24 protein-coding genes are annotated in these 22,856 nt (G+C 73.6%); 17 read left to right on the top strand and 7 right to left on the bottom strand.

Going from position 1 to position 22,856, the window contains the following annotated elements; translation table 11 throughout:
• Nucleotides 1–6: 6 nt before the first annotated feature.
• The 4 genes from grpE (at nt 7) to AB0G13_RS06810 (ending at nt 2,976) form a co-directional block, all read left to right on the top strand.
• Nucleotides 7–735 carry a nucleotide exchange factor GrpE gene (gene grpE, locus AB0G13_RS06825; protein ID WP_357869962.1) on the top strand — a complete coding sequence of 243 codons (729 nt, stop codon included), beginning with the start codon at nt 7–9 and terminating at the stop codon, nt 733–735.
• A gap of 84 nt (nt 736–819) precedes the next feature.
• Complete coding sequence (dnaJ, locus tag AB0G13_RS06820; RefSeq protein WP_357869959.1) at nt 820–2,013, top strand: molecular chaperone DnaJ; 1,194 nt, start codon at nt 820–822, stop codon at nt 2,011–2,013.
• A gap of 46 nt (nt 2,014–2,059) precedes the next feature.
• Entirely contained in the window at nt 2,060–2,500 is a 441-nt protein-coding gene (locus AB0G13_RS06815; RefSeq protein WP_121399143.1) for a helix-turn-helix transcriptional regulator, read from the top strand.
• Nucleotides 2,501–2,766: 266 nt separating this feature from the next.
• Nucleotides 2,767–2,976: a hypothetical protein gene (locus tag AB0G13_RS06810; protein WP_357869956.1), complete on the top strand. Its 210-nt coding sequence runs from the start codon at nt 2,767–2,769 to the stop codon at nt 2,974–2,976.
• 158 nt (nt 2,977–3,134) lie between these two features.
• Here the strand turns inward: AB0G13_RS06810 and AB0G13_RS06805 are convergent, their stop codons facing one another.
• The 3 genes from AB0G13_RS06805 to AB0G13_RS06795 form a co-directional block, all read right to left on the bottom strand.
• Nucleotides 3,135–3,566, bottom strand: a complete 432-nt coding sequence (locus AB0G13_RS06805) for a hypothetical protein (protein WP_357869953.1) — start codon at nt 3,564–3,566, stop codon at nt 3,135–3,137.
• 173 nt (nt 3,567–3,739) lie between these two features.
• Nucleotides 3,740–4,945, bottom strand: a complete 1,206-nt coding sequence (locus AB0G13_RS06800; RefSeq protein ID WP_357870001.1) for a cation:proton antiporter — start codon at nt 4,943–4,945, stop codon at nt 3,740–3,742.
• A 7-nt stretch (nt 4,946–4,952) separates the two neighbouring features.
• The gene (locus AB0G13_RS06795) at nt 4,953–5,453 is read right to left on the bottom strand and encodes a TrkA C-terminal domain-containing protein (RefSeq protein ID WP_311410086.1); all 501 of its coding nucleotides are present in this window, start codon (nt 5,451–5,453) and stop codon (nt 4,953–4,955) included.
• A gap of 283 nt (nt 5,454–5,736) precedes the next feature.
• Here AB0G13_RS06795 and clpB point away from each other — a divergent pair, with 283 nt between their 5' ends.
• The 13 genes from clpB (at nt 5,737) to AB0G13_RS06730 (ending at nt 17,056) form a co-directional block, all read left to right on the top strand.
• Complete coding sequence (gene clpB / locus AB0G13_RS06790) at nt 5,737–8,328, top strand: ATP-dependent chaperone ClpB (protein WP_357869950.1); 2,592 nt, start codon at nt 5,737–5,739, stop codon at nt 8,326–8,328.
• A gap of 153 nt (nt 8,329–8,481) precedes the next feature.
• Nucleotides 8,482–8,862, top strand: a complete 381-nt coding sequence (locus tag AB0G13_RS06785) for a hypothetical protein (RefSeq protein WP_357869947.1) — start codon at nt 8,482–8,484, stop codon at nt 8,860–8,862.
• A gap of 154 nt (nt 8,863–9,016) precedes the next feature.
• Nucleotides 9,017–9,643: a DUF4178 domain-containing protein gene (locus tag AB0G13_RS06780; RefSeq protein WP_357869944.1), complete on the top strand. Its 627-nt coding sequence runs from the start codon at nt 9,017–9,019 to the stop codon at nt 9,641–9,643.
• Nucleotides 9,643–10,149, top strand: a complete 507-nt coding sequence (locus AB0G13_RS06775; RefSeq protein WP_357869942.1) for a DUF2617 family protein — start codon at nt 9,643–9,645, stop codon at nt 10,147–10,149. Before AB0G13_RS06780 ends, AB0G13_RS06775 begins: the two co-directional genes overlap by 1 nt.
• A complete protein-coding gene (locus AB0G13_RS06770; protein ID WP_357869939.1) occupies nt 10,146–10,571 on the top strand; it encodes a DUF4247 domain-containing protein in 426 nt (141 codons plus the stop codon). The genes AB0G13_RS06775 and AB0G13_RS06770 overlap by 4 nt, the downstream gene beginning before the upstream one ends.
• A 31-nt stretch (nt 10,572–10,602) precedes the next feature.
• A complete protein-coding gene (locus tag AB0G13_RS06765) occupies nt 10,603–11,025 on the top strand; it encodes a DUF350 domain-containing protein (protein ID WP_357869936.1) in 423 nt (140 codons plus the stop codon).
• On the top strand, nt 11,025–11,828 hold the full coding sequence (locus tag AB0G13_RS06760; RefSeq protein WP_357869933.1) for a hypothetical protein: 804 nt from the start codon (nt 11,025–11,027) through the stop codon (nt 11,826–11,828). The genes AB0G13_RS06765 and AB0G13_RS06760 overlap by 1 nt, the downstream gene beginning before the upstream one ends.
• Complete coding sequence (locus tag AB0G13_RS06755; RefSeq protein WP_357869930.1) at nt 11,825–13,393, top strand: polyamine aminopropyltransferase; 1,569 nt, start codon at nt 11,825–11,827, stop codon at nt 13,391–13,393. Before AB0G13_RS06760 ends, AB0G13_RS06755 begins: the two co-directional genes overlap by 4 nt.
• A 113-nt stretch (nt 13,394–13,506) precedes the next feature.
• Nucleotides 13,507–14,346 carry a hypothetical protein gene (locus AB0G13_RS06750; protein ID WP_357869927.1) on the top strand — a complete coding sequence of 280 codons (840 nt, stop codon included), beginning with the start codon at nt 13,507–13,509 and terminating at the stop codon, nt 14,344–14,346.
• 72 nt (nt 14,347–14,418) lie between these two features.
• Nucleotides 14,419–15,093 (top strand): hypothetical protein, encoded by a 675-nt coding sequence (locus tag AB0G13_RS06745; protein WP_357869924.1) that lies wholly within the window; start codon nt 14,419–14,421, stop codon nt 15,091–15,093.
• Between the two features lie 9 nt (nt 15,094–15,102).
• Nucleotides 15,103–15,912, top strand: coding sequence for an SDR family oxidoreductase (locus tag AB0G13_RS06740; protein WP_357869921.1), 810 nt, complete (start codon nt 15,103–15,105; stop codon nt 15,910–15,912).
• A gap of 169 nt (nt 15,913–16,081) precedes the next feature.
• Entirely contained in the window at nt 16,082–16,621 is a 540-nt protein-coding gene (locus AB0G13_RS06735) for an orotate phosphoribosyltransferase (protein WP_357869918.1), read from the top strand.
• Between the two features lie 57 nt (nt 16,622–16,678).
• A complete protein-coding gene (locus AB0G13_RS06730) occupies nt 16,679–17,056 on the top strand; it encodes a metalloregulator ArsR/SmtB family transcription factor (RefSeq protein ID WP_007073957.1) in 378 nt (125 codons plus the stop codon).
• 58 nt (nt 17,057–17,114) lie between these two features.
• Here AB0G13_RS06730 and AB0G13_RS06725 read toward each other — a convergent pair whose 3' ends face one another.
• From AB0G13_RS06725 to AB0G13_RS06710, 4 genes are all read right to left on the bottom strand, one after another.
• Entirely contained in the window at nt 17,115–17,828 is a 714-nt protein-coding gene (locus tag AB0G13_RS06725) for a VTT domain-containing protein (RefSeq protein WP_334604555.1), read from the bottom strand.
• Nucleotides 17,829–17,933: 105 nt separating this feature from the next.
• Nucleotides 17,934–18,719: a thioesterase family protein gene (locus tag AB0G13_RS06720; RefSeq protein ID WP_357869915.1), complete on the bottom strand. Its 786-nt coding sequence runs from the start codon at nt 18,717–18,719 to the stop codon at nt 17,934–17,936.
• A gap of 111 nt (nt 18,720–18,830) precedes the next feature.
• Complete coding sequence (locus AB0G13_RS06715; protein WP_357869912.1) at nt 18,831–21,356, bottom strand: polynucleotide kinase-phosphatase; 2,526 nt, start codon at nt 21,354–21,356, stop codon at nt 18,831–18,833.
• On the bottom strand, nt 21,353–22,834 hold the full coding sequence (locus AB0G13_RS06710; RefSeq protein ID WP_357869909.1) for a 3' terminal RNA ribose 2'-O-methyltransferase Hen1: 1,482 nt from the start codon (nt 22,832–22,834) through the stop codon (nt 21,353–21,355). The genes AB0G13_RS06715 and AB0G13_RS06710 overlap by 4 nt, the downstream gene beginning before the upstream one ends.
• Nucleotides 22,835–22,856 lie beyond the last annotated feature (22 nt).

Genomic DNA, 22,856 nt, shown 5'->3' with positions numbered 1-22,856 from the left:
AGCCCCATGACGGAGAAGCCACGAGCTGCCGACCCGGGTGCGACCGGGTCGGCGCCGGGTGGCTCCGCGCCCGCCGAGCAGGCCGGCGACGGGCCGCGGGTCGTCATCCGTAACAACCGCAAGATCAGCGAGACGTCCGAGCCGGCCGCCGCCGACGCCGGTTCGGACGCCCCGGCCGAGGGCCTGGTCGAGGAGGCCGAGGTCGTCGTCGACGAGATCGAGGTCGAGGCGGCCGAGGTGGTCGGCCCGCCGGTGGTCGACGCCCCGGCGCAGCCGGTCGACGGTGGCGGGACCGCGTTCGGCGCCGAACTCGAGGCGCTGCGCAAGGATCTCGACGAGCGGACCCGGGACCTCCAGCGGGTGACGGCGGAGTACGCCAACTACCGCAAGCGGGTCGACCGGGACAAGGGCCTGGTCACCGAGCAGGCGACCGGCGCGGTGCTCGCCGCGCTGCTGCCGATCCTCGACGACCTGGACCGGGCCCGCGAGCACGGCGACCTGGTCGGGCCGTTCGGCACCGTGGCCGAACAGCTCACCACGGCGCTCGGCAAGTTCGGGCTGACCCCGTTCGGTGAGCAGGGCGACCCGTTCGACCCGACCCGGCACGAGGCGGTAGCCCACCAGACCTCGGCCGACGTCACCGAGCCCACCTGCGTACAGGTGATGCGCCGGGGCTACCAGGTCGGTGAGCGGCTGTTGCGGCCCGCGATGGTCGCGGTCGCCGACCCGGAGTAGTGCGGAACGACGACCGGACCGTCCCGCCCGCCCGCAGAGGGCGGGCGGGACGGTCGGTCCCCAGCTAGGGAAGGGGGTGGACCGGTGAGTTCCAAGGACTGGATCGAGAAGGACTTCTACGCCGTGCTGGGCGTGGACAAGGCCGCCTCCGCCGACGACGTCAAGAAGGCGTACCGGAAGCTGGCCCGGGATTCGCACCCGGACCACAACCCCGGCGACCCGAAGGCCGAGGAGCGTTTCAAGGCCGCCTCCGAGGCGTACGCCGTGCTCGGCGACGACGCCAAGCGGCGGGAGTACGACGAACTGCGGTCGCTGTTCGGTTCGGGGGCGTTCCGGCGCGGGGCCCGTGGCGCCGGCCAGCCCGGCGGCGTGCCGTTCGACGTCTCCGACCTGTTCGGCGGCGCGACCGGCGGGGCCGGTGACCGCCGCTTCGGCGGGGCCGGCTTCCAGGACCTGTTCAGTTCGATCTTCTCGGGCGGCGCCGGTGGTCCCGCCGGTCCGGCAGCGGCCCGTGGCCCGGCCCGGGGGCGGGACGTCGAGGCCGAGGTGGCCCTCGACTTCGACGACGCCGTACGCGGGGTGACGCTCCCGCTGACCCTGCGCGCCCCGGGAGTCTGCGACACCTGCCACGGCAACGGAGCCAAGCCCGGCACCCAGCCGCGCACCTGCCCGGTGTGCCACGGGGCCGGGGTGACCAACCGCAACCAGGGGTCGTTCAGCTTCTCGGAGCCGTGCCGCAACTGCCAGGGCGTGGGCACGGTCGTGGAGGAGAAGTGCCCCGAGTGCCAGGGCACCGGCGGGGTCACCAAGACCCGCACGCTGAACGTCCGCTTCCCGGCGGGGGTGGCGGACGGGCAGAAGATCCGGCTGGCCGGGCGGGGCGAGCCCGGCGCGCGGGGCGGGCCGGCCGGCGACCTCTTCGTGCACGTCAAGGTGCGGCCGGACGAGCTGTTCGGGCGTACCGGCGACGACCTCACGCTGACGGTGCCGGTCACGTTCGCGGAGGCCGTGCTCGGCACGGACCTGCGGGTGCCCACCCTCGACGGCGCGGTGACCCTGCGGGTGCCACCGGGCACGCCGAGCGGCCGGATCCTGCGGGCCCGGGGCAAGGGGGTGGTCCGCCGTGACGGTCAGGCGGGCGACCTGTTGGTGACGCTCGACGTGGTGGTGCCCGCGCGGGTGTCCGACGAGGCGCGTGCGGCGCTGGAGACCTTCGCCGCGCAGACCCCGCCGGCCGCCCGGGAACATCTCGAGGCGCGGGTACGTCGATTCAGTTGACCCGGTGTTCAGTCGGCTCGGTGGAGTGCACGCGGAGGTGAGCGGGATGTCGGACGAGTTCGTCGGCTCGGGTGACCCTGCCTACGAGGCCAAGGTGCTGATGATCTCGGTGGCGGCGCGGATGGCGGGGATGCACCCCCAGACCCTGCGCCAGTACGACCGGTTGGGCCTGGTCCAGCCGGGCCGGGCCGCCGGCGGCGGGCGCCGCTACAGCGTCCGCGACGTGGTGCTGCTGCGCGAGGTGCAGCGGCTCAGCCAGGACGACGGCATCAACCTGGCCGGGGTCAAGCGGATCATCGGACTGGAGCGGCTGCTGGAGCAGGCGCAGCAGCGGGTGGCCCGGCTGGAGGCGGAGCTGGACGCCGCGTACCGCCGGATCGCCGAGCTGGAGGCGCTGGCCCGCTTCCCGGGCAGCGACCTGGTGCCGACCAACCGCACCTCCACCGCGCTGGTGGTCTGGCGTCCCCGCCGGGGCCCCGAGCGCTGACGACACCTCACCGCGCCCGGCCGCCCTCCCGCGGCCGGGCGCGGTCGTCTCCGCCGTCCCCCGCCCTGCTGCCCTCCCGCGGCCGGACACGGTCGTCTGCCGTCCCCGCCTGGCCCGTCGGTGGAACACCACGGGTGTCATCCACGGCTGGTGACACCCATGGTGTTCCACCGGAGCGCGGTTTGTCAGCGGGGGTGGCAGCGGATCCGCTAACCTGCGAATCAGGTCCAACCAGCTCAATCCGGACTCCACTGGCAGGGGGAGCCATGGCGGAAGCGGCGAGGAAGGTTGCCCAGCAGACGGAGGAACGGCTCGAAGAGGTGGCGAAGAACGTCCGGGAGAGGTTCGACCGGGTCACCGAGGGTCGCCTCACCGACAAGATCAAGAACGGCACGTCCGCCGACCAGCCCGACGACGGCACCGACCGGGGACGCGACGCGGCGAGACGCCACAAGCAGGGCGGATCGGAACACTGACGATCCGCCGACGTGCGGGCCGGGACCCACGGGGGGTCCCGGCCCGTTCGTCGTCGGTGGGTGCGGGCCGGGACGCCAGGGGTCGGGGCGGGGGTCCCGGCCCGTTCGTCGTCGGTGGGTGCGGGCCGGGACGCCAGAGGCCAGGGCGCGCGCCGCGCTCAGGCGATGCGGCGGTTCTCCCGGACCAGGCCGCCCTCGCACCAGTCCCGGTAGACGAAGAGTTCCGGGCGGGCCAGCAGTGCCCGGCTGTTGTACGCCCAGGTGCGCATCAGGTCGTCGCCGTTGCGCTCGGCCTGCTCGACCAGCTTGCGGAAGCGCCGCTTCGGGTGGGCACGGAAGTTCGTCCGGATGCCGTCGGCGGCGTAGATGTAGAGGCAGTGCAGCGCGAACCGGCGCGCCGGGCAGGCCGAATCCATCGCCAGGTCGAAGAGCACCGCCACCAGCCGGTCGCCGGAGACCAGCAGGTCCCAGTCCGGCGGCATCGAGGTCAGCGGTACGGAGTCCGGCTGGTAGGCCCACGTCCGCAGCTCGGCGGGGGTCGGGTCGACGGGGTTGGCGAAGCCGTGGAACGTCGACTCCTGCACGCTCACGGCCAACCTTCCGCTCTCGTCCGCAGGGGCCTCGGCCACCGCGAGCTCTGGCTGCTGGGGCGAAACGGTAACCCGGAGCGCTGATCGGCGGTAGACCCGTGGGGAGCAATTCGACATCCGTTGGCCGAGGGCCGACCGACCGTACGGTCGATCCGGCCCTCGACCGACGTCGGTCAGTCCGGTACGGGTGCCGGCTGGCTCCGCTGGGCCGCGCCGCGCTGCCGCAGCCAGCGCTTGAACCACGCGAAGTCGGGCAGCCGCGCCAGCATCGGCCCGGTCACCACGGTGATCAGCACGTACGCCGTCGCGAGCGCCGCCAGTTTCGGCTCGACGCTGCCGGCTGCCACCGCGAGGCCCGCGATGACGATGGAGAACTCACCCCGTGGCACGAGGGCCAGACCGGCCCGCCATCGACCGGGCTCGGCGATGCCGACCCGGCGGGCCGCCAGGTAGCCGGTGAGGGTCTTCGTCCCCATGGTGACGACGGCCAGCGCCAGCGCGGGCAGCAGCACCGGCGGGATGTCCCGGGGGTCGGTGACCAGGCCGAAGAAGACGAAGAAGACCGCCGCGAAGAGGTCCCGCAGCGGCGTGAGCAGTTCCGTGGCGTGGTGCGCCACCGGCCCGGAGAGGGCGATGCCGACCAGGAACGCCCCGACCGCCGCCGACACCTGGAGCTTCGCCGCGATGCCGGCCACGAGCAGGGTCATCCCGAGTACGCCGAGCAGCAGCGCCTCCGGGTCCTTCGCCGACATGGCCGTGGAGATGATGTTGCCGTACCGGATGGCGACCACCAGCACCAGGAGCACGGTGCCGACCGCGACGCCGAGCGCGATCCCGCCGCCGAGCAGGCCGGTGCCGGCGAGCACGGCCGTCAGCAGGGGCAGGTACAACGCCATGGCCAGGTCCTCGATCACCAGGACCGAGAGGATCACCGGCGTCTCCCGGTTACCGAGGCGGCCGAGGTCGGCGAGCACCTTGGCGATGACGCCCGAGGAGGAGACCCAGGTGATGCCAGCCAGCACCAGGGCGGCGACCCAGTCCCAGCCGAGCAGCAGCGCGAACGCCGCCCCCGGCAGCGCGTTGAGCACTCCGTCGATCAGCCCGGCGGGGGCCGCGGCGCGCAGGTTGCCGACGAGCTCGTTGGCCGAGTACTCCAGGCCGAGCATCACCAGCAGCAGGATCACGCCGATCTCGGCGCCGACCGCGAAGAACTCCTCGCTGGCGGCGAGGGGAAGCAGGCCGCCGTGCCCGAAGGCGAGCCCGGCGAGCAGGTAGAGGGGGATGGGCGAGAGGCCGATCCGGCGGCTCAGCCGACCGAGCAGGCCGAGCAGGAACAGCAGCGCGCCGACTTCGACGAGCAGTGTTGTCGTGTGGTGCATCCGCGCCTCAGCCGTCCGGGTCACTGTCGGCGAGGATGGCTGTCACTCCGTCGAGGCCCTGGCGGGTCCCGACGACGACCACCACGTCACCGGCGGCGAAGCGGAAGGACGGGTCCGGCGAGGCGATCACCTCGCCGTGGCGCAGCACCGCGACGATCGAGGCGCTCGTGCGGGAACGTGCCTGCGTGTCGCCGAGCTTCCGGTTGACGTACTTCGACCCGGCCGGAATGGCGATCTGCTCGGTGAGCAGCCCGGCGGCCTGGTCGCGCAGCCCGGAGAGCTGGCCCAGCATCAGGGACGCGCCGAGGATGTCGGCGAGCGCCTCCGCCTCGTCGTCGGTCAGCGGTATGTCGTGCTGACATGAGTCGGGATCGTCCGGGTCGTACAGGACGAGGTCACGGCGGCCATTGCGGTGGGAGACGACGCCGAGGCGGCGGCCGGATTCCGTCAGCAGATCGTGACGGACCCCGATGCCGGGCAGGGCGGTCTGTTCGACACGTACGCGCACGCGGTCAGGCTACTCCCCGCCGTCACCTGCGGATCTTTTCAGGCGGTCGCCTGTCGCTGAGTGATCTGTCAGTGCTTGTCCGCCACGAACCGCGCCACGATGGGTCACTGCCCGGGCGGTACGTGATGTCGTGGACGATTCAGCTCGACAGGGCCCGCACGCCGGTACCCGCCCCGTCGAGCGGGGGCACAGAAGTGATCCAGCTCACGTCGCCAGGGTTGAGCGGAATAGGCTCAACTCTGGTTGTGTCCTTCCCAGTGGACACGCCGATCCGGGGGAGCCCATGAACACGGAACGTCTCACCACCAAGAGCCGCGAGGCCATCACCGGTGCCGTCGCGGTGGCGAACCAGCGCGGACACGCCACCGTGGAGCCCTGGCACCTGCTGCTGTCACTGCTGGACACCGCCGGTTCGACCGCCGCCGGGCTGCTGCGCGCCGTCGGGGCCGACCCTGCCGAGCTGCGCCGGGTCGCCCAGCGCTCGGTCGACAACCTGCCCGCCGCGCGGGGCTCCAGCATCGCCGAGCCGACCCTGGCCCGGGAGTTCGTCAACGCCATCGGGGCCGCCGAGCAGATCGCCCGGCCGCTCGGCGACGAGTACACCTCCACCGAGCACCTGCTCGCCGGCCTGGCCCGGGTGGGCGGCGCGGTGTCGAACGCGCTGAAGTCGGCCGGTGCCACCGAGGAGACGCTCGTCGCCGCCTTCCCGTCGGTGCGCGGCGGGGACCGGCGGGTCACCAGCGCCGACCCCGAGCAGACCTACCAGGCCCTGGCGAAGTACGGCGTGGACCTGACCGCCAGCGCCCGCGACGGCAAGATCGACCCGGTCATCGGCCGGGACTCGGAGATCCGCCGGGTGATCCAGGTGCTGTCCCGGCGTACCAAGAACAACCCGGTGCTCATCGGTGAGCCGGGCGTCGGCAAGACCGCCATCGTGGAGGGCCTGGCCCAGCGGATCGTCGCCGGCGACGTACCCGAGTCGCTGCGGGACAAGAAGCTCGTCTCGCTCGACCTCGGCGCGATGGTCGCCGGCGCGCAGTACCGCGGCCAGTTCGAGGAGCGGCTGAAGTCCGTCCTGGAGGAGATCAAGAACTCCGACGGCCAGGTCATCACCTTCCTCGACGAGCTGCACACCGTCGTCGGCGCCGGCAAGGGCGAGGGCTCGATGGACGCCGGCAACATGCTCAAGCCGATGCTGGCCCGCGGTGAGCTGCGGATGGTCGGCGCGACCACGCTGGACGAGTACCGCGAGCACATCGAGAAGGACCCGGCCCTGGAGCGCCGATTCCAGCCGGTGCTGGTCGGCGAGCCGACCATCGAGGACACCATCGGCATCCTGCGCGGCCTGAAGGAACGCTACGAGGTGCACCACGGCGTACGGATCACCGACGCCGCCCTGGTCGCCGCCGCCTCGCTCTCGGACCGCTACATCACCGACCGGTTCCTGCCGGACAAGGCGATCGACCTGGTCGACGAGTCCGCGTCCCGGCTCCGGATGGAGATCGACTCCCGGCCGGTCGAGGTGGACGAGATCGAGCGGGCGGTGCGCCGGCTGGAGATCGAGGAGATGGCGCTGGCCAAGGAGCCGGACGCCGCCTCCGCCGAGCGGCTGGAGCGGCTGCGCAAGGAGCTGGCCGACAAGCGCGAGCAGCTCACCGTCCTGTCGGAGCGCTGGCAGCTGGAGAAGAGCCACATCACCAAGCTCTCCACCGCCAAGGAGGAGCTGGAGCGGCTCGGCGGCGAGGCCGAGCGGGCCGAGCGCGACGGCGAGCTGGAGCGGGCCGCCGAGCTGCGCTACGGCCGGATTCCCGCCCTCAAGGCCGAACTGAAGCAGGCCGAGGAGGAGCTGGCCCGGCTCCAGGCCGAGGGCGCGATGCTCAAGGAGGAGGTCGGCGCGGACGACATCGCCGCCGTGGTCGCCTCCTGGACCGGCATCCCCGCCGGCCGGCTGCTGGAGGGCGAGACCGCCAAGCTGCTGCGGATGGAGGAGTCGCTCGGCGCCCGCGTGGTCGGTCAGGCCGAGGCGGTCGGCTCCGTCTCCGACGCGGTCCGCCGCGCCCGGGCCGGCGTCGCCGACCCCGACCGCCCGACCGGCAGCTTCCTCTTCCTCGGCCCGACCGGCGTCGGCAAGACCGAGCTGGCCAAGGCGCTCGCCGAGTTCCTCTTCGACGACGAGCGGGCCATGGTCCGCATCGACATGAGCGAGTACGGCGAGAAGCACTCCGTCGCCCGACTGGTCGGCGCCCCGCCCGGATACGTCGGCTACGAGGAGGGCGGCCAGCTCACCGAGGCGGTGCGGCGCCGGCCGTACTCGGTGATCCTGCTCGACGAGGTCGAGAAGGCCCACCCGGACGTCTTCGACATCCTGCTCCAGGTGCTCGACGACGGCCGGCTCACCGACGGGCAGGGCCGCACGGTCGACTTCCGCAACGCCATCCTGATCCTCACCTCCAACCTGGGGTCGTCGGTGATCGGCGACCTGACGCTGGCCGAGGAGCAGCGCCGGGAGGGCGTGCTCGCGGTGGTCCGCTCGCACTTCAAGCCGGAGTTCCTCAACCGCCTCGACGACATCGTGGTCTTCGCCGCGCTGCGCGGGGACGACCTGCGGGCCATCGTCGACATCCAGCTGACGCGGATGCGCAGGCGTCTCGCCGACCGTCGCCTCGGCCTGGAGATCACCGAGCCGGCCCGGGTCTGGCTCGCCGAGCACGGCTACGACCCGATCTACGGCGCCCGCCCGCTGCGCCGTCTGGTCCAGACGGCGATCGGCGACCAGCTCGCCAAGGCGCTCCTGTCGGGCCAGATCCGCGACGGCGACACGGTCAGGGTCGACCTGGCGGACACCAGGGACTCCCTGACGGTCTCGACGGCCTGACCCCTCCCGGGGCCCGCCCCGCCCCGGCCGGCGTCGCCGACCGGGGCGGATCCGCGACGATCAAGAGGTTTGCGTCTCGGCAGCACCCCGCCGAGGACGCAAACCTCTTGATCGACAGGGTGGGCGGGGGCGCGGCGGGGAAGGAACAGGGGCATGTTCGGGATCGGGAAGAAGCGGGACCGGGAGGTCGAGGCGGCCCTCGACGAGCTGCGGCAGGCCGACACGGTGGCGTTCGGCGGGGTGGGGATCGCCGGCACGCTGCTGCCGGTGACCGAGGCGTACCGGCGGGTGGAGGCGGCGCTCGCGGAGGACCCCGAGGGCGTACGCGGGCAGCTCGACCGGCTGCTCACCGAGGCCACCCCGGCCGGCCGCGTCTACGCCGCCACGCTGCTGGAGCGCGCCGACCCGACCGCCGGCCGGGCCGCCTGGACGGCGCTGCGCGACGACCCGGCCGAGTTCGGCACCTTCACCGGCTGCTTCATGGGCCGCACCACGTTGCGCGAGTACGCCACCGAGCACCTCTCCCGAGGCTGACCCCCGGCGCTCGGGAACGGGGCCGGGGGCGCACCGGGGACGGTCCCGGCGGAGGCACGCAGGGTGACTGTTCCCTCACTCAAGCGACAGCATGTTTCCCCAGGTGCGCGGGGTTGTTACCGTCTCCGCCGACGTACCTGGGGAGGTGGTCGGGATGAGCGGGACGATCGCATACGTGCTGGCGGCGATGGGCTGTCTGGTCGGAGTGGCGGGTCTGGTCGTGGCCGTGGTGGCCTGGAACCGGACGCGTTCCCGCCCGCAGCAACGGGCCAAGGGACCGGGCGACCCGCTGCGGGACCGGGACGCCGACGCGCTGCGCGGCGACCCGCGCCGCCTGAAGCCCGGCGACATCGTCGAGATCCGGGGCGTGTCGTACGCGGTGCGCGGCTCGATCCGCCTGGTCGAGGGCGGCTGGAGCTGGGCCGAGCACCTGCTCGACGACGCCGCCGGCGTGCGGCGCTGGCTCTCCGTCGAGGAGGACCCGGAGCTGGAGCTGGTGCTCTGGGGGGCCGAGCGGGGCGCCACCGTCACCCCCGGCGCCCCGACCATCGACTTCGCCGGCCGCCGCTACAACTGGAACGAGTCCGGCCAGGCCCGCTACACCGCCGTCGGCAACACCGGTCTCGACCCGACCGGCACCATGCGGTACCACGACTACCAGGCGCCCGGCGGGGCCCGGCTCTCCTTCGAGGCGTACGGCGAGGCGGGCTGGGAGGTGGCGCTCGGTGAGCTGCTGCACCGCGGCGACGTGATGATCTACCCACAGACCGAGGTGGCCTGATGCTCGTCACCCTCGACGCCCCGTACGTCGACACCAGCGCCGCCGACCTCAGCCTCGCGCTCGACGACGTCGAGCGGCCCGCGCTGCACGTGCTCGACCTCGACCTGCCCGGCGACGTCCGGCTGCGGCTGCGGCTGCTCGGCGCCTCGCACCAGGTGGTCCTGCACGCGCCCGGCGGCACGCTGACCGAGACGGTCGCCTGCCTGCCCGGCCGCCCGCCCGAGCTGCCGCCGGCGGTGCGGGACGAGGCGAGCGGCTACCACTTCACCGCGACGGTGCTGCGGCCCGCCGGCACCGGGCTCAGCGAACAGGTCGCCGCGCTCCGGGCCGACCTGGCCGACGACCCGTACGCCCTGGTGGGCGTGTTCCCCGGCGACGCCGACGCGGTGACCGCGCTGGCGGTCCGCCCCGATCCGCCGGCCGGCACCCTCGCCTGGCGCACCTGGCACGCGTATCCCCAGACCAACGAGCTGGTCCTGACCGAGACGGTGGTGGCACTGCGATGACGTACCGACGCTGGTTCGTGGTGGGGGTGGCGTTCGCCGTCATCGGCGCCCTGGTCGCCGCCTTCGCCATCTTCTACGGCAGCTTCTCCCCGCGCGGCTACGTGGAGGACAAGTACAAGCGGGCGGCGAGCCGGGACATCGCCGGGGCCGCCGTCGCCTACACCTCGACCCGGTCGCCGAGCCAGGTGGCGAAGGAGGTCACCGACGCGTGGCAGCCGGCCGACCAGTACGTCGACGGCAGCGGCGTCTACCTGCGCTACGACGACGACTCCGTGGTGATCCTGCCGATCGCCGCCGGCTCGGTGATCCTGCTGGAGCGCATGAGCACCGCCTACCCCCGCTACCACTCCACGGTCGGCTCCCACTGGGGCTGGGGCCGTGGCAGCACCGTCCGGGGCGGCGGCCCCGGCAGCGGCAAGTGACGCACCGACCCCCCTCAACCTGGAGCCTCCTGTGCAGACCCTCGTCACCGATCTGCTGGTCACCCTCGCCTACGGGGCGGTCGGCGTCCTGCTGATGGGCATCGGCTACGTCCTGGTGGACCTCGCCACCCCCGGCCGGCTCAACCAGCTCATCTGGACCGAGCGCAACCGCAACGCGGCGCTGCTGCTCGCCTCGAACCTGGCCGGCGTCGGCATCATCGTGGTCGCCGCGATCGCCGCCAGCGACGACGACTTCGCGCTCGGCATCGTCGGCGCGTCCGCGTACGGGATCCTCGGCCTGGTCATCATGGCGGCGGCCTTCGTGCTGCTCGACGTGGCGACGCCGGGCAAGCTCGGCGAGATCCTCGTCGACCAGCAGCCGCACCCGGCGGTCTGGGTCTCCGCCGTCGTGCACCTCGCCACCGGCGCGATCATCGCCGCCGCGATCAGCTGATGGCCACGGCGAAGAAGCCCGCCGGGCAGCCACCCGCGGGCGGAAGCGCGACCAAGAGCGGCACCTGGATCATCTGGGTGGTCTTCGCCGGGCTCTTCCTGTGCTGCGTGGGGATCGGCGTGGTCAACGGCGACGACGGAGGCGACGACGTGCTGCCCCCGACGGCGCAGGAACGCGGCGACACCGTGCCCATCCTCCAACGCTCCAGCGACAGCCAGGGCATCTGCTACGGCTGGGTGCTCCGAGACTTCTACAGGTACACCGACCTCAGCGTCGGGTCGAACCTCGGCGACGGGGTGGCGGTCGAGGAGAACGCCGCCTGCCCGCGCTGGGTGCAGGTGGTCGCGCAGGTCGCCTACACCTCGGAGAGCAGCGAGAGCAACGACTTCGCCCGCGTCACCGTGGAGACGTCCGACGACGTCTCCGCCACGGCCCGCCTGCGGATGCAGAACGGGCTGGAACGGCTCGGGCTGACCGAGGACGCCTTCGTCGACGAGCCGGGCTGGGCCGTCACCCGGGCCGCCGTCTCGCTGCCGTTGCTCGCCGCCGAGGCGGGGGTGGTGGAGCCGGCTCCGACCCCGGCAGCCGCGACAGCCGAGCCGTCGCCGCTGCCGGAAATCAGGAGCGACCTCTGGCGTGACCGCTGGGGCTACTTCCTCGCCGCGTTCGGCCTGCTGCTGTTCACGGCGCTGCTGTTCGCCGTCGGCTTCTGGCAGCGCGGCCGCCAGCGCCGCAAGGAGGCCGCGGGGCAGGGGCGGACGAAGGACGTCCGGGCCGCCGGGCGTACGCCGGAGGGTCGGTGACCGTCGACGCGCCGGCACCCGCGCGGTGGCGGCTGTCCCGCGCGGCGGTGCTCGTCGCGGTCTTCGTCTGCGCCGCCTGCGGCCTGGTCTACGAGCTGGCCCTGGTCGCCCTGGGCAGCTACCTGATCGGGGACACGGTCGGGCAGGCGTCGATCGTGCTCGGCGTGATGGTGTTCGCGATGGGCGTCGGCGCGCTCGCCGCCAAGCCGTTGCAGCCCCGGGCCGCCGCCGCGTTCGCGGCGATCGAGCTGGCCCTGGCCCTGCTCGGTGGCCTCTCCGTGCTCGGCCTCTACGCGGCCTTCGCGTGGCTGGACCTCTACGGCCCGGCGCTGATCGGCACCGCCTTCGTGCTCGGTCTGCTGATCGGCGCGGAGATCCCGCTGCTGATGGTGCTGCTGCAACGCATCCGGGAACAGGCCGCCGGCAGCGCGGTGGCCGACCTGTTCGCCGCCGACTACGTCGGCGCGCTGCTCGGCGGGCTGGCCTTCCCGTTCCTGCTGCTGCCGGTCTTCGGCCAGCTCAAGGGGGCGTTGGTGGTCGGCGCGGTGAACGCCGTCGCCGGCCTCGCGCTGGTCTGCACGGTCTTCCGCCGGGAGCTGAGCCGCCGGGCCCGCGTCGCGCTCGGCGCCGGCAGCGTCGTGGTCTTCCTCAGCCTCGGGTACGCGTGGGTGACCGCGCACGACTTCGAGCTGACCGCCCGCCAGCAGCTCTACCGGGATCCGGTGGTGCACGCCGAGCGCAGCCGGTACCAGGAGATCGTGCTCACCCGCTCGGTCGCCGAGACCGGCCGCGCCGGCACCGACCTGCGGCTCTTCCTCAACGGCGACCTCCAGTTCAGCTCCGTCGACGAGTACCGCTACCACGAGGCGCTGGTGCATCCGGTGCTGAACGGCCCGCGTGGCGAGGTGCTGGTGCTCGGTGCCGGGGACGGCCTCGCCGTACGCGAGCTGCTGCGCTACCCGGACGTCCGGCGGATCACGGTGGTGGACCTGGACCCGGCGGTGGTGGCGCTGGCACGCAGCGAGCCGCAGCTGCGCCGGCTCAACGGCGGAGCGCTCGACGATCCCCGGGTGCGGGTGGTGCACGCCGACGCGTTCTCCTGGCTGCGTACCGCCGCCGACCGGTTCGACGCGGTGGTGGCCGACCTGCCCGACCCGGACGAGACGGCCACCGCCAAGCTCTACACGGTCGAGTTCTACGCGCTGGTGCGGGCGGTGCTCGCCGAGGGCGGCCGGCTGGTCGTGCAGTCCGGCTCGCCGTACTTCGCGCCCCGGTCGTACTGGTCGATCGAGGCGTCGCTGCGCGAGGCGGGCTTCGCCACCACGCCGTACCACGTGGACGTGCCGTCCTTCGGCGACTGGGGTTTCCTGCTGGCCGCCCCCGGCCCGACCGCGCCCACCCTGGCCCTGCCGCCGGACGCGCCCGCGCTGCGCTTCCTCGACGTGGCGACGCTCTCCGCCGCCGGGTCCTTCCCCGCCGACCGCCGCCGGGTGGACGTGCCGGCCTCCACCCTGCTCCAGCCCCGCGTGCTGGAGTACGCCCGCGCGGAGTGGCGCGGCTACTGAGGCGCCGTCCGCGGCCCGCCGATCGCCGGCTGTCCGGCGGGTCGGTGTCCGTCTGACGTGCCCGAGTGGCTCGACCTGGATACGGTGTGACCGCGATCTAGGGAAGGAGAATCATGGTCGATTCCCACAACACGCCGGCCCGCACCCGGCCGGGTGTGGTGACCATTTCCACGTATCTGCTGTGGCTGTTCGCGCTCACCCAGCTGATCGGCCTCATCATCACGCTCGCCACCGTCGGCACCATCTCGGAGGTGCTCGACGACGCGTACCGGGGCACCGCCGCCAACGGCACGCAGAACCTGGCGGACATCACCACGATGATCACCATCGGTGGCGCCGCCTTCGTGCTGCTGATCGCGGTCGTGCTGGCCGTGCTCGGGGTGTTCAACAACCGGGGCAGCAACGGGTCGCGGATCACCACCTGGGTGCTCGGCGGCATCATGGTCTGCTGCACGGGCGGCGGGCTGGCCAGCGGCCTGGGCGGCGGCATGGGCACCGGTCAGACGACCGGCGACGGGCCGAGCCCGGAGGAGATCCAGCGTCGTCTCGACGAGGCGCTGCCCAGCTGGTTCAACCCGGTCACCACGCTGCTCAGCGTGCTCGGACTGCTCGCGCTGCTCGCCGCGCTGATCCTGCTGGCGCTGCCGAAGGCCAACGAGTTCTTCCGCAAGCCGAAGCAGGCGTGGGAGCCGCCGGTCCCGGGTGCGTCCTACCCGCAGACCGGCCAGCCCGGCTACCCGCAGACCGGCCAGGCCGGCCAGCCCGGCTACCCGCCCACGCCGGGGTATCCGTCGACGCCGGGGCAGCCGCAGGCCCCCGACCAGCCGGGCTACCCGCCGGCCCCGGGCAGCCAGCCGCCGTCCGCTCCCTACGGCGGGGGCCAGCCGGGGTCGAACCCGGGTGGCGAGCAGCCCGGGTCGGACCGTCCGGGCCCGACCCCGCCGGTGAGTTGACCGGTCGACGACAGCGACGCCGACGGTCCCTCCGAGTAGGTTGCAACCCGACGCCTACCGGAGGGACCCGTCGTGTCGTACCCCGATAGGGCACCGGCCCGCCGCCCGGCCGTGGTCACGGCGGCCGTGGCGGTGCTGGCGCTGATGGCGGTCGTCGCCCTCGCGTACGCCGCCGCCGGTGTGGCGACGCGGGGCGGCACCGTCGACCGGTTCCGCGCCGCCGCCGACGGCACCTCGGCGCGACCGGACCAGATCGACCGGATGGTCACCCTGCTGGGCGTGTCCACCGTGCTGACGGCGGTGGTGAGCCTGCTCGCCGGGCTGCTCCTCGGCGGTCTCGCCCTCGGCCTGCGGGCCGGGCGGGACGGCGCCCGCACCGCGACCTGGGTGGTCTCGGGGCTGGGGCTGATCGCCGGGTGCTGCGGGCTGGCGCTGCTGGTCGGGCAGCGTGCCACCCCGCTCGGGTCGGGTGAGGACGACCGGGCGACGGCGGAGCTCTTCGGCATCCTCGCCGGCGCCTACCCGTCCTGGTGGATCCCCCTGGGCGCGGGGCTTTCCGTCGGCCAGGTGCTCGGTTACCTTGTGGTAGCCGTGCTGCTGGCACTGCCGGCGGCGGGCGCCTGGTTCCGCCGGCGGCCCGCGCCGTCCACCCCGCACCACCCTCCCGCGTCCCCCGCGCCGCCACCCGCTCAGCCCCCGCACCAGCCGCCCTGGGCGCCGCCCGCGCCCCCGCACCAGCCGAGGTGAGGACCGCCCGTGACGCTCGACCAGTCGACCAGCGAGCGGCGGGCCCTCATCACCGGAGCGACCGCCGGCATCGGCGCCGCCTTCGCCCGACGGCTGGCCGCCGACGGCTGGCACCTGGTGCTGGTGGCCCGGGACGCGGCCCGGCTGGCCACGACGGCCGCCGAGCTGACCGGGCGGCACGGCCGGGAGGTCGAGACGCTCCCGGCCGACCTGTCCACCGACGACGGTTGCGCGACGGTGGAGCGGCGGCTGGCCGAGGGGCCGCCGGTCGAGTTGCTCGTCAACAACGCCGGGATCAGCCTGAACACCCCGTTCCTGCGGTCGTCCGCCGAGGACGAAGCGCGGCTGCTGCGGCTCAACGTGCACGCCGTGATGCGGCTGACCCTCGCCGCCCTGCGTCCGATGACCGAGCGGCGCTCCGGGGCAGTGATAAATGTCTCTTCGGTTGCGGGGTTCGGCGCGGTCATGCCGGGATCGACATACTCCGCCAGCAAGGCGTGGGTCACCAACTTCAGCGAGTCCGTCGGCCAGTCCGCCCGGCCCTTCGGCGTGCGCGTGATGGCGCTCTGCCCCGGCTACACCCGTACGGAGTTCCACGAGCGCGCCGGCATCAACATGTCGAAGACGCCGGAGTGGATGTGGCTGCGGGCCGACGACGTGGTCGACGAAGCACTGCGTGACCTGCGGAAAGGCAAGCTGGTCAGCGTTCCAGCGTGGAAGTACAAGCTCGCCGTGGCGGGCCTGCGGCACGCGCCCCGGCGGCTGCTGGAGCGGGTGTCCCGGGACACCCGGGGCCGGATCGGCCGCGACGCGGGCTGAGTGCCCGATCGGGGCCGGCTCACCCCGTCGACCCTCGTCGATTGCCCGCTTTGCCCGGCTGAACGGTCGCTCAGCGTAGCCGGGCATCGCCACCCGTCGGTCGTCCCCAGGGCTGATCCGGGTGGACCCCACACACGACTCCCAGACTTGAGCAGTACCCTCTATCGGCATGGGGGACCACGACGACCTGCGTAAATTCATCACTGACCTGGCGGTGGTCCACGGCCGGGTGGTGCTCTCCTCAGGTCGCGAGGCCGACTGGTACGTCGATCTACGTCGCGTCACGCTCCATCACGAGGCCGCTCCGTTGGTGGGGCGCGTGATGCGTGACCTGACGGCCGACTGGGAATACGAAGCGGTGGGCGGGTTGACCCTCGGCGCCGACCCGGTGGCGCTGTCGATGGTGCACGCCGCGTCCGGGACAGGCCGCCCGCTGGACGCGTTCGTGGTTCGCAAGACAGGCAAGACGCACGGGCTCCAGCGTCGGATCGAAGGGCCGGACGTGGCGGGCCGGCGGGTGTTGGCGGTGGAGGACACCTCCACCACCGGGGGAAGTGTGTTGACGGCGGTCGAGGCCCTTCGCGAGGTAGGGGCCGAGATCGTGGGTGTGGCGGTTATTGTTGATCGAGGCGCCGGCGACGCGGTGAGAGCCGCCGGACTGCCGTATCGGGCGGCCTATACGTTGGCTGACCTCGGCCTTGTGGCGTAAAAGTCTGCCGATTCGGATCCGCCGATATGCAGGCGGATCGATGCTGCTGGTGGAAGGATGGAATACGTGGGAACTGCGTTGGCTGAAATGACTATGCCTCAGATCTCGCCGCTTGCCGGCGAGCCGATCGAACGTGCCGATGCCGAGCGTCTCGCGGGGGTCCTCAAGGCCCTCGCCGACCCCGCTCGACTTCGGCTGCTCAGCCTGATCCAGTCGGCGCCCGAGGGCGAGGCGTGCGTGTGTGACCTGACCGCACCCCTCGGCCTCTCGCAGCCGACGGTCAGTCACCACCTGCGTATCCTCACCGAGGCCGGCTTGCTGGAGCGGGAGAAGCGCGGTGTCTGGGCCTACTACCGGCTGGTGCCGACGGCGATCGCCACGATCGCCGATCTGCTGACCCCGCCGCGCAAGCGCGCCACCAAGAAGGCGCGCTGACCTTTACCGATCGTCCGGTGCCATCCCCGGCCGGGGACGGCACCGGACGGCCGGTCGGTCAGTGCTTGCCGTAGTGCTCGCGGGTCTCCCGGATCGCCTCCTCGGCGGCGGCCCGCTCCTGCGGGGTGGTGCCACGCCTGGCGGCCATCCACGCCCGGAGCAGTTCGACGGCGATCGGGATGACCGAGATCAGCACGATGCCGATCAGGATCATCTCGATGTTCGCCTTGACGAACGGGATCTGGCCGAGGAAGTAGCCGAGCACGGTCACGCCCGTGCCCCAGAGCACGCCGCCGATCACGTTGTAGATCACGAACGTGCGGTAGTTCATCCGGCTGACCCCGGCGACGATCGGCGTGAACGTCCGCACGATCGGCACGAAGCGGGCCAGCACGATGGAGCGCGCGCCGTACTTCTCGAAGAACTCGTGCGCCTTGAGCACGTTCTCCTGCTTGAACAGCCTCGAGTTCGGCCGGCGGAACAGCGCCGGGCCGACCTTGCGGCCGAACGCGTACCCGACCTGGTCACCGGCGATCGCCGCGATGGTGATGAGCAGGCAGACCAGCCACAGCGGGTAGGTGATGTACTTCCCGTCCGCCGTGAGCAGCCCCGCCGTGAACAGCAGCGAGTCGCCCGGCAGGAAGAACCCGATCAGCAGGCCGGACTCGGCGAAGACGATCACCAGGATGCCGATCAGCCCGAACGTCGAGATCAACACCTCTGGATCGAGCCAGCTTGGCCCCAGGGCCAGGGTGGTGGTGGGCGTCGGCACGAGGCGACCTCCGATGTATGCCGGTCGGTGACGGAACGTCCGTAGTCTAGGTGGCTGCCCGCCGTGCCGGTGCTCGACGTCACACCGGTGCGCTGCCGGGCCGCCTCAACGGGGTGCGACGACGAGCGTCTGCACCGCGCCGCCCACGGTGCCCTCGGCGTCGGCCAGCCGGCTCGCCGCGACGCCGGAACCGTGCGGCCCGATCGTGGTGGCCGAGTCGAGCAGGAGCCACTCGCCGCGCGGCGGCCGGTGCAGGGTCACCGTCAGGTCGACGTTCACGAACAGCCAACGGGCCAGGTCCAGCCGGGCGCTCACCCCGCTGCCCGAGTCCGCCACCAGCAGCGCCAGCTCCGCCGGGCCGACGGGCTCGCCGGGCAGCAGCGGGATCCGGGGCCGTACCCACACCCGGGCCGGACCCGGCTCGGCGAACGCGCCGGAGACGAAACGCCACTGCATCGCCGCCAGGTAACCGGCGGAGTGCGCGGCGGCCCAGTGCTCCGGCTCGGTGCCCGCGTCCGGCCCCGGCACCGGCGGCCCGTCGTCGGCCGTCGCGGGCGTCGGCTCGGCCGGGGCCAGGATGCGCCAGCCCCGGGCGTGCAGCACCTCCTGCCCGCCGGCCTCCGCGACCCCCTCCACCAGCGTGATCCGCCGACCGGCCCGGACCGTACGCACCCGCACCGTCAGCTCCGCCACCGGCACCGGGCGCAGGATGTCCACCGACACCCGGGTGAGGAGCTGGCCGTCGACCGGGTCGTGGCCGGCGAGCGCCCGGGCGAGCAGGGCCGACGGCGGGCCGGCGTGCTGGGCGGCGGGATCCCACGGGCCGGCGGTCGCCGGGGTGGACCCGAACCGACCGGCGCCGGCCGGCTCGTAGAACGCCTCGTACGTCATGGCCGGCGACCCTACCCGCGGCCACCGACGGCCGACGGCGCCGCCGCGACCCGTCGCCCGCCGCACCGCGTCGTCACCCGGGGAACGGCCGCCGTCACCCGTCGCCGGGTGTCACAGCCGGGGGTCGACCGGCTCGGACTCGCAGGCCAGGATCGCGAAGACCAGCTCGTGCCGGCGCCACAGCGGAGCACCCGCGACCAGCGCGTCCAGCGCCGCCAGCCCCAGCCCGTGCTCGCGCAGCGCCAGCCCCCGCTTGCGCCCCAGCGACCGGCGGCGCAGCGCGGCGAGCTGCTCCGGCTCGTCGTACCCCGGGCCGTAGATGATCCGCAGGTACTCCCGGCCCCGGCACTTGACGCCCGGCTGGAGCAGCGAGCCCCGCTCGGTCCGGGCGGCCGGGCCGGCGTACGGCTTCACGACCATGCCCTCGCCGCCGGCCGCCGTCAGCGCCAGCCACCACTCGGTGGCCGCCGCCTCGGCGGCCGGATCGGCCAGGTCGACGACCTGGCGACGGGTCGGCGTGAAGAACTCCGGGTCGGCGGCGCAGAGCCGGTCGGCCAGCCCGAGGTGCCAGCCGTGGTCCCGGTCGGCGTAGCTGGCCTTCGCGCCGGCCAGCACCGCGAACGGGGCCAGGGTCACCCCGCGCAGCCCGTCGGTCGGCCCCACGTACGCCCGGTAGGCGTCCGTGTAGGCCAGGATCTCGTCCCGGCGCCGGGCCGTCCGGTCCCGCAGCGCGTCCACGGGCAGGCCCCGACCGGCCGCGGCCTCCAGCGCGGCCAGCGCGGCCGGGAGCGCGGCCCGGCCGGCGGCGCCGACTCCGGCGTACTGCTCGCGGATCAGGCCACCCGCCTTGGCCGACCAGGGCAGCAGCTCGCAGTCGAGCAGCAGCCAGTCGGTCCCCAGCTCGTCCCAGAGCCCCGCCCCGCCGACCGCCGCACGCACCCGGTCGAGCAGTTCCGTGTCGAGCGGCGCGCCGAAGAACGGCCGACCGGTGCGGGTGTGCACCACCCCGCCGCCCGGACCGAACGGCCCGCCGTCGGGCTCCCGGCAGACGAGCACCACCGCCCGCGAGCCCATGTGCTTCTCCTCGCAGACCACCCGGTCCACGCCCGCCGCGCGGTAGTCGGCGAACGCCTGCGCCGGGTGCTCCAGGAAGCCGCCCGCCGTGGCCGTAGAGCAGGGCGCCATCGTCGGCGGGAGCCAGGCCAGCCAGCGCGGGTCGACCGCGAAGCGGCTCATCACCTCCAGCGCGGCGGCGGCGTTCTCCGCCGGCACGGTCAGCGACCCGTACGCGTGCTCGATGTGCCGTCGGCCGGTCACGTCGGTCAGCTCCAGCACCTGGTCGGGCCGGGCCGGAGCGGCGGCCAGCGGCCGGACCGGGGCGTACCACTCCCGCTCCGCCGGCACGGACACCAGGTCCTTCTCCGGGTAGCGCAGCGCGGTGAGCCGCCCGCCGAAGACGCAGCCGGTGTCGACGCAGATGGTGTTGTTCACCCACTCCGGCACGGCGGCGGGGGTGTGCCCGTAGACCACCATCGCCGAGCCCCGGTACTCCCGCGCCCACGGGTAGCGCACCGGCAGCCCGTACTCGTCGGTCTCGCCGGTGGTCTCGCCGTAGAGCGCGAAGGAGCGCACCCGGCCCGACGTGCGGCCCTGGTAGGCCTCCTTCAGCCCGGCGTGCGCGACCACCAGCCGACCGCCGTCCAGCACGAAGTGGCTGACCAGGCCGTCGATGAAGGTCGCCACCTCGGCCACGAAGGCGTCCGGCTCCGCCGCCAGCTGCTCCATCGTCTCGGCCAGCCCGTGGGTGAGCCGCACCTCGCGGCCGCGCAGCCGGCGCAGCAGCTTCTGCTCGTGGTTGCCGGGCACGCAGATCGCGTGTCCGGCGGCGACCATGCCCATCACCAGGCGGAGCACGCCGGGGGAGTCCGGGCCGCGGTCCACCAGGTCACCGACGAAGACGGCGGTACGCCCCGACGGGTGCGTCGCGTCCACCGGCCGGCCCCGCTCGTCGCGGCGCAGCTCCCAGCCGAGGCGGGTGAGCAGCGCCTCCAGCTCGGCGCGGCAGCCGTGCACGTCGCCGACGATGTCGAACGGCCCGGTCAGCTCGCGCCGGTCGTTGAACAGCTTCTCGTAGCGGATCTCCGCGGCCTCGATCTCCTCGACGCCGCGCAGCACGTGCACCTTGCGGAAGCCCTCCCGGGCCAGCTGCCCGTACGACCGGCGCAGGTCGCGCTGCATCCGGGCGAGCACCTGCCGGCCGAAGGTGCGGTCGGCGCGGCCCTCGGTGCGTTCCCAGGCCAGTGCCTCGGGCACGTCCAGCACGACGGCCACCGGCAGCACGTCGTGCTCGCGGGCCACCCGCACCAGGGCGGCCCGGGCGTGCGGCTGGAGGTTGGTCGCGTCGACCACCGTGAGCCGACCCCGGCGCAGCCGCGTGGCGGCGACGTGGTGCAGGGCGTCGAAGGCGTCGGCGGAGGCGGACTGGTCGTTCTCGTCGTCGGCGACCATCGCCCGGAACGCGTCCGAGGAGAGCACCTGGCTGGGCGCGAAGTGCCGGCGCGCGAAGGTCGACTTGCCGGAGCCGGAGACGCCGACGAGTGCGACCAGGGCCAGCTCGGGGATGTCGAGGGTGGTCACGGGTTCTCCTTCCGGGTCAGCACGACGAGCTGGGTGGGGGCGCCGACGTCGGGATCGTCGTCGCCGACCCCGCCGATCGCGGCGGTGTAGCCGTACGTGGTGGACACCCGGTCGACCCACGCGGCGAACTCCGCGCGGGTCCACTCGAAGCGGTGGTCGGCGTGCCGGAACCGCCCGGCGGGCAGCCCCTCGTAGCGGACGTTGTACTCGACGTTCGGCGTGGTCACCACGACGGTGGCCGGTCGGGCGTGACCGAGCACGGCGTCCTCCAGGGCCGGCAGCCGGGGCGGGTCGACGTGCTCGACGACCTCCATCAGCACCGCCGCGTCGTACCCGCGCAGCCGGTCGTCCCGGTAGGTCAGCGCGGACTGCCAGAGCCGGATGCGGTCCCGCTGCCGCTCGGGCAGCCGTTCCAGCCGCAGCCGCCGCGCGGCCAGGGTCAGCGCGTGCGTGGACACGTCGGTGCCGACGATCTCGGTGAACCGGCGGTCGCCGACCAGCGCGGCGAGCAGGGCACCGCCGCCGCAGCCGAGGTCCAGCACCCGGCTCGCACCCGCCTGGACCAGCGCGCCGAGGACCGCCTCCCGCCGGCGCGCGGCCAGTGACGCCCGGCGGGCCGTGACCTGCCCGCCCTCGCCGGTCGCCCCGTCCACGGTCGTCGCCCCGTCCACGGTCGCCTCGTCCATGGTCGCCTCGTCGGCGGCCGGCTCGTCGGTCGGCCGCCGCTCGGCGAGACGGGCCAGGGCCAGCCCGGCGAGCGCCCGCCGGTGCGCCAGGTAGCGGCGGGTGATCACGTCGCGCTCCGGGTGGTCGGCCAGCCAGCCCTCGCCGGCCCGGAGCAGCTTGTCGACCTCGTCCGGCGCGACCCAGTAGTGCTTCGCGTCGTCGAGCACCGGCAGCAGGACGTAGAGGTGGTTGAGCGCGTCGGCGACGCGCAGCGTGCCGGTCAGCGTCAGGTCGACGTACCGGCTGTCGCCCCACTCCGGGTGCCGCTCGTCGAGCGGGATCGGGGCGGCGGTGACCGCCCAGCCGAGCGGGCCGAACATCCGGACCGCCACGTCCGCGCCGCCCCGGCAGCGCAGCACCGGCACCCGCACCTCCAGCGGGATCGGCGTACGGGCCAGCTCGGGGCGCTCGCGGGACTCGCCCCGCAGGGCCGAGCGGTACACCTTGGACAGCGCGGAGGAGAGCAGGCTGGACGCCGCGTAGGGCCGGTCGTTGACGTACCGCCCGAGGGTGAAGCTGTCCGGGGTTGGGGCCTGCTGCCGGCCGCGGCCCTTGCCCCGCGCGCCGGCCAGCCGCAGCGGGTCGACGTCGAGCAGCAGGGCGGCGGTGCAACGCCGCTCGCCCGCCTCCGGATAGAAGACGTGCGCGGTGCCGACCGGCACGTCGAAGGAGTGCGCGCGGTCGGGGTGCTTGACCAGCAGGTGCCCGAGGTCGGTGGCCGGCCGGTGCGTGGTGGTCAGGGTGAGCAGCACGCGCCCATGGTCTCAGCCGCGT

Source organism: Micromonospora sp. NPDC023633 (genome assembly GCF_040640035.1).
Taxonomy (GTDB): domain Bacteria; phylum Actinomycetota; class Actinomycetes; order Mycobacteriales; family Micromonosporaceae; genus Micromonospora.
The sequence above is the reverse complement of the archived record's forward strand: the minus strand, read 5'-3'. Positions and strand labels throughout refer to the sequence as shown.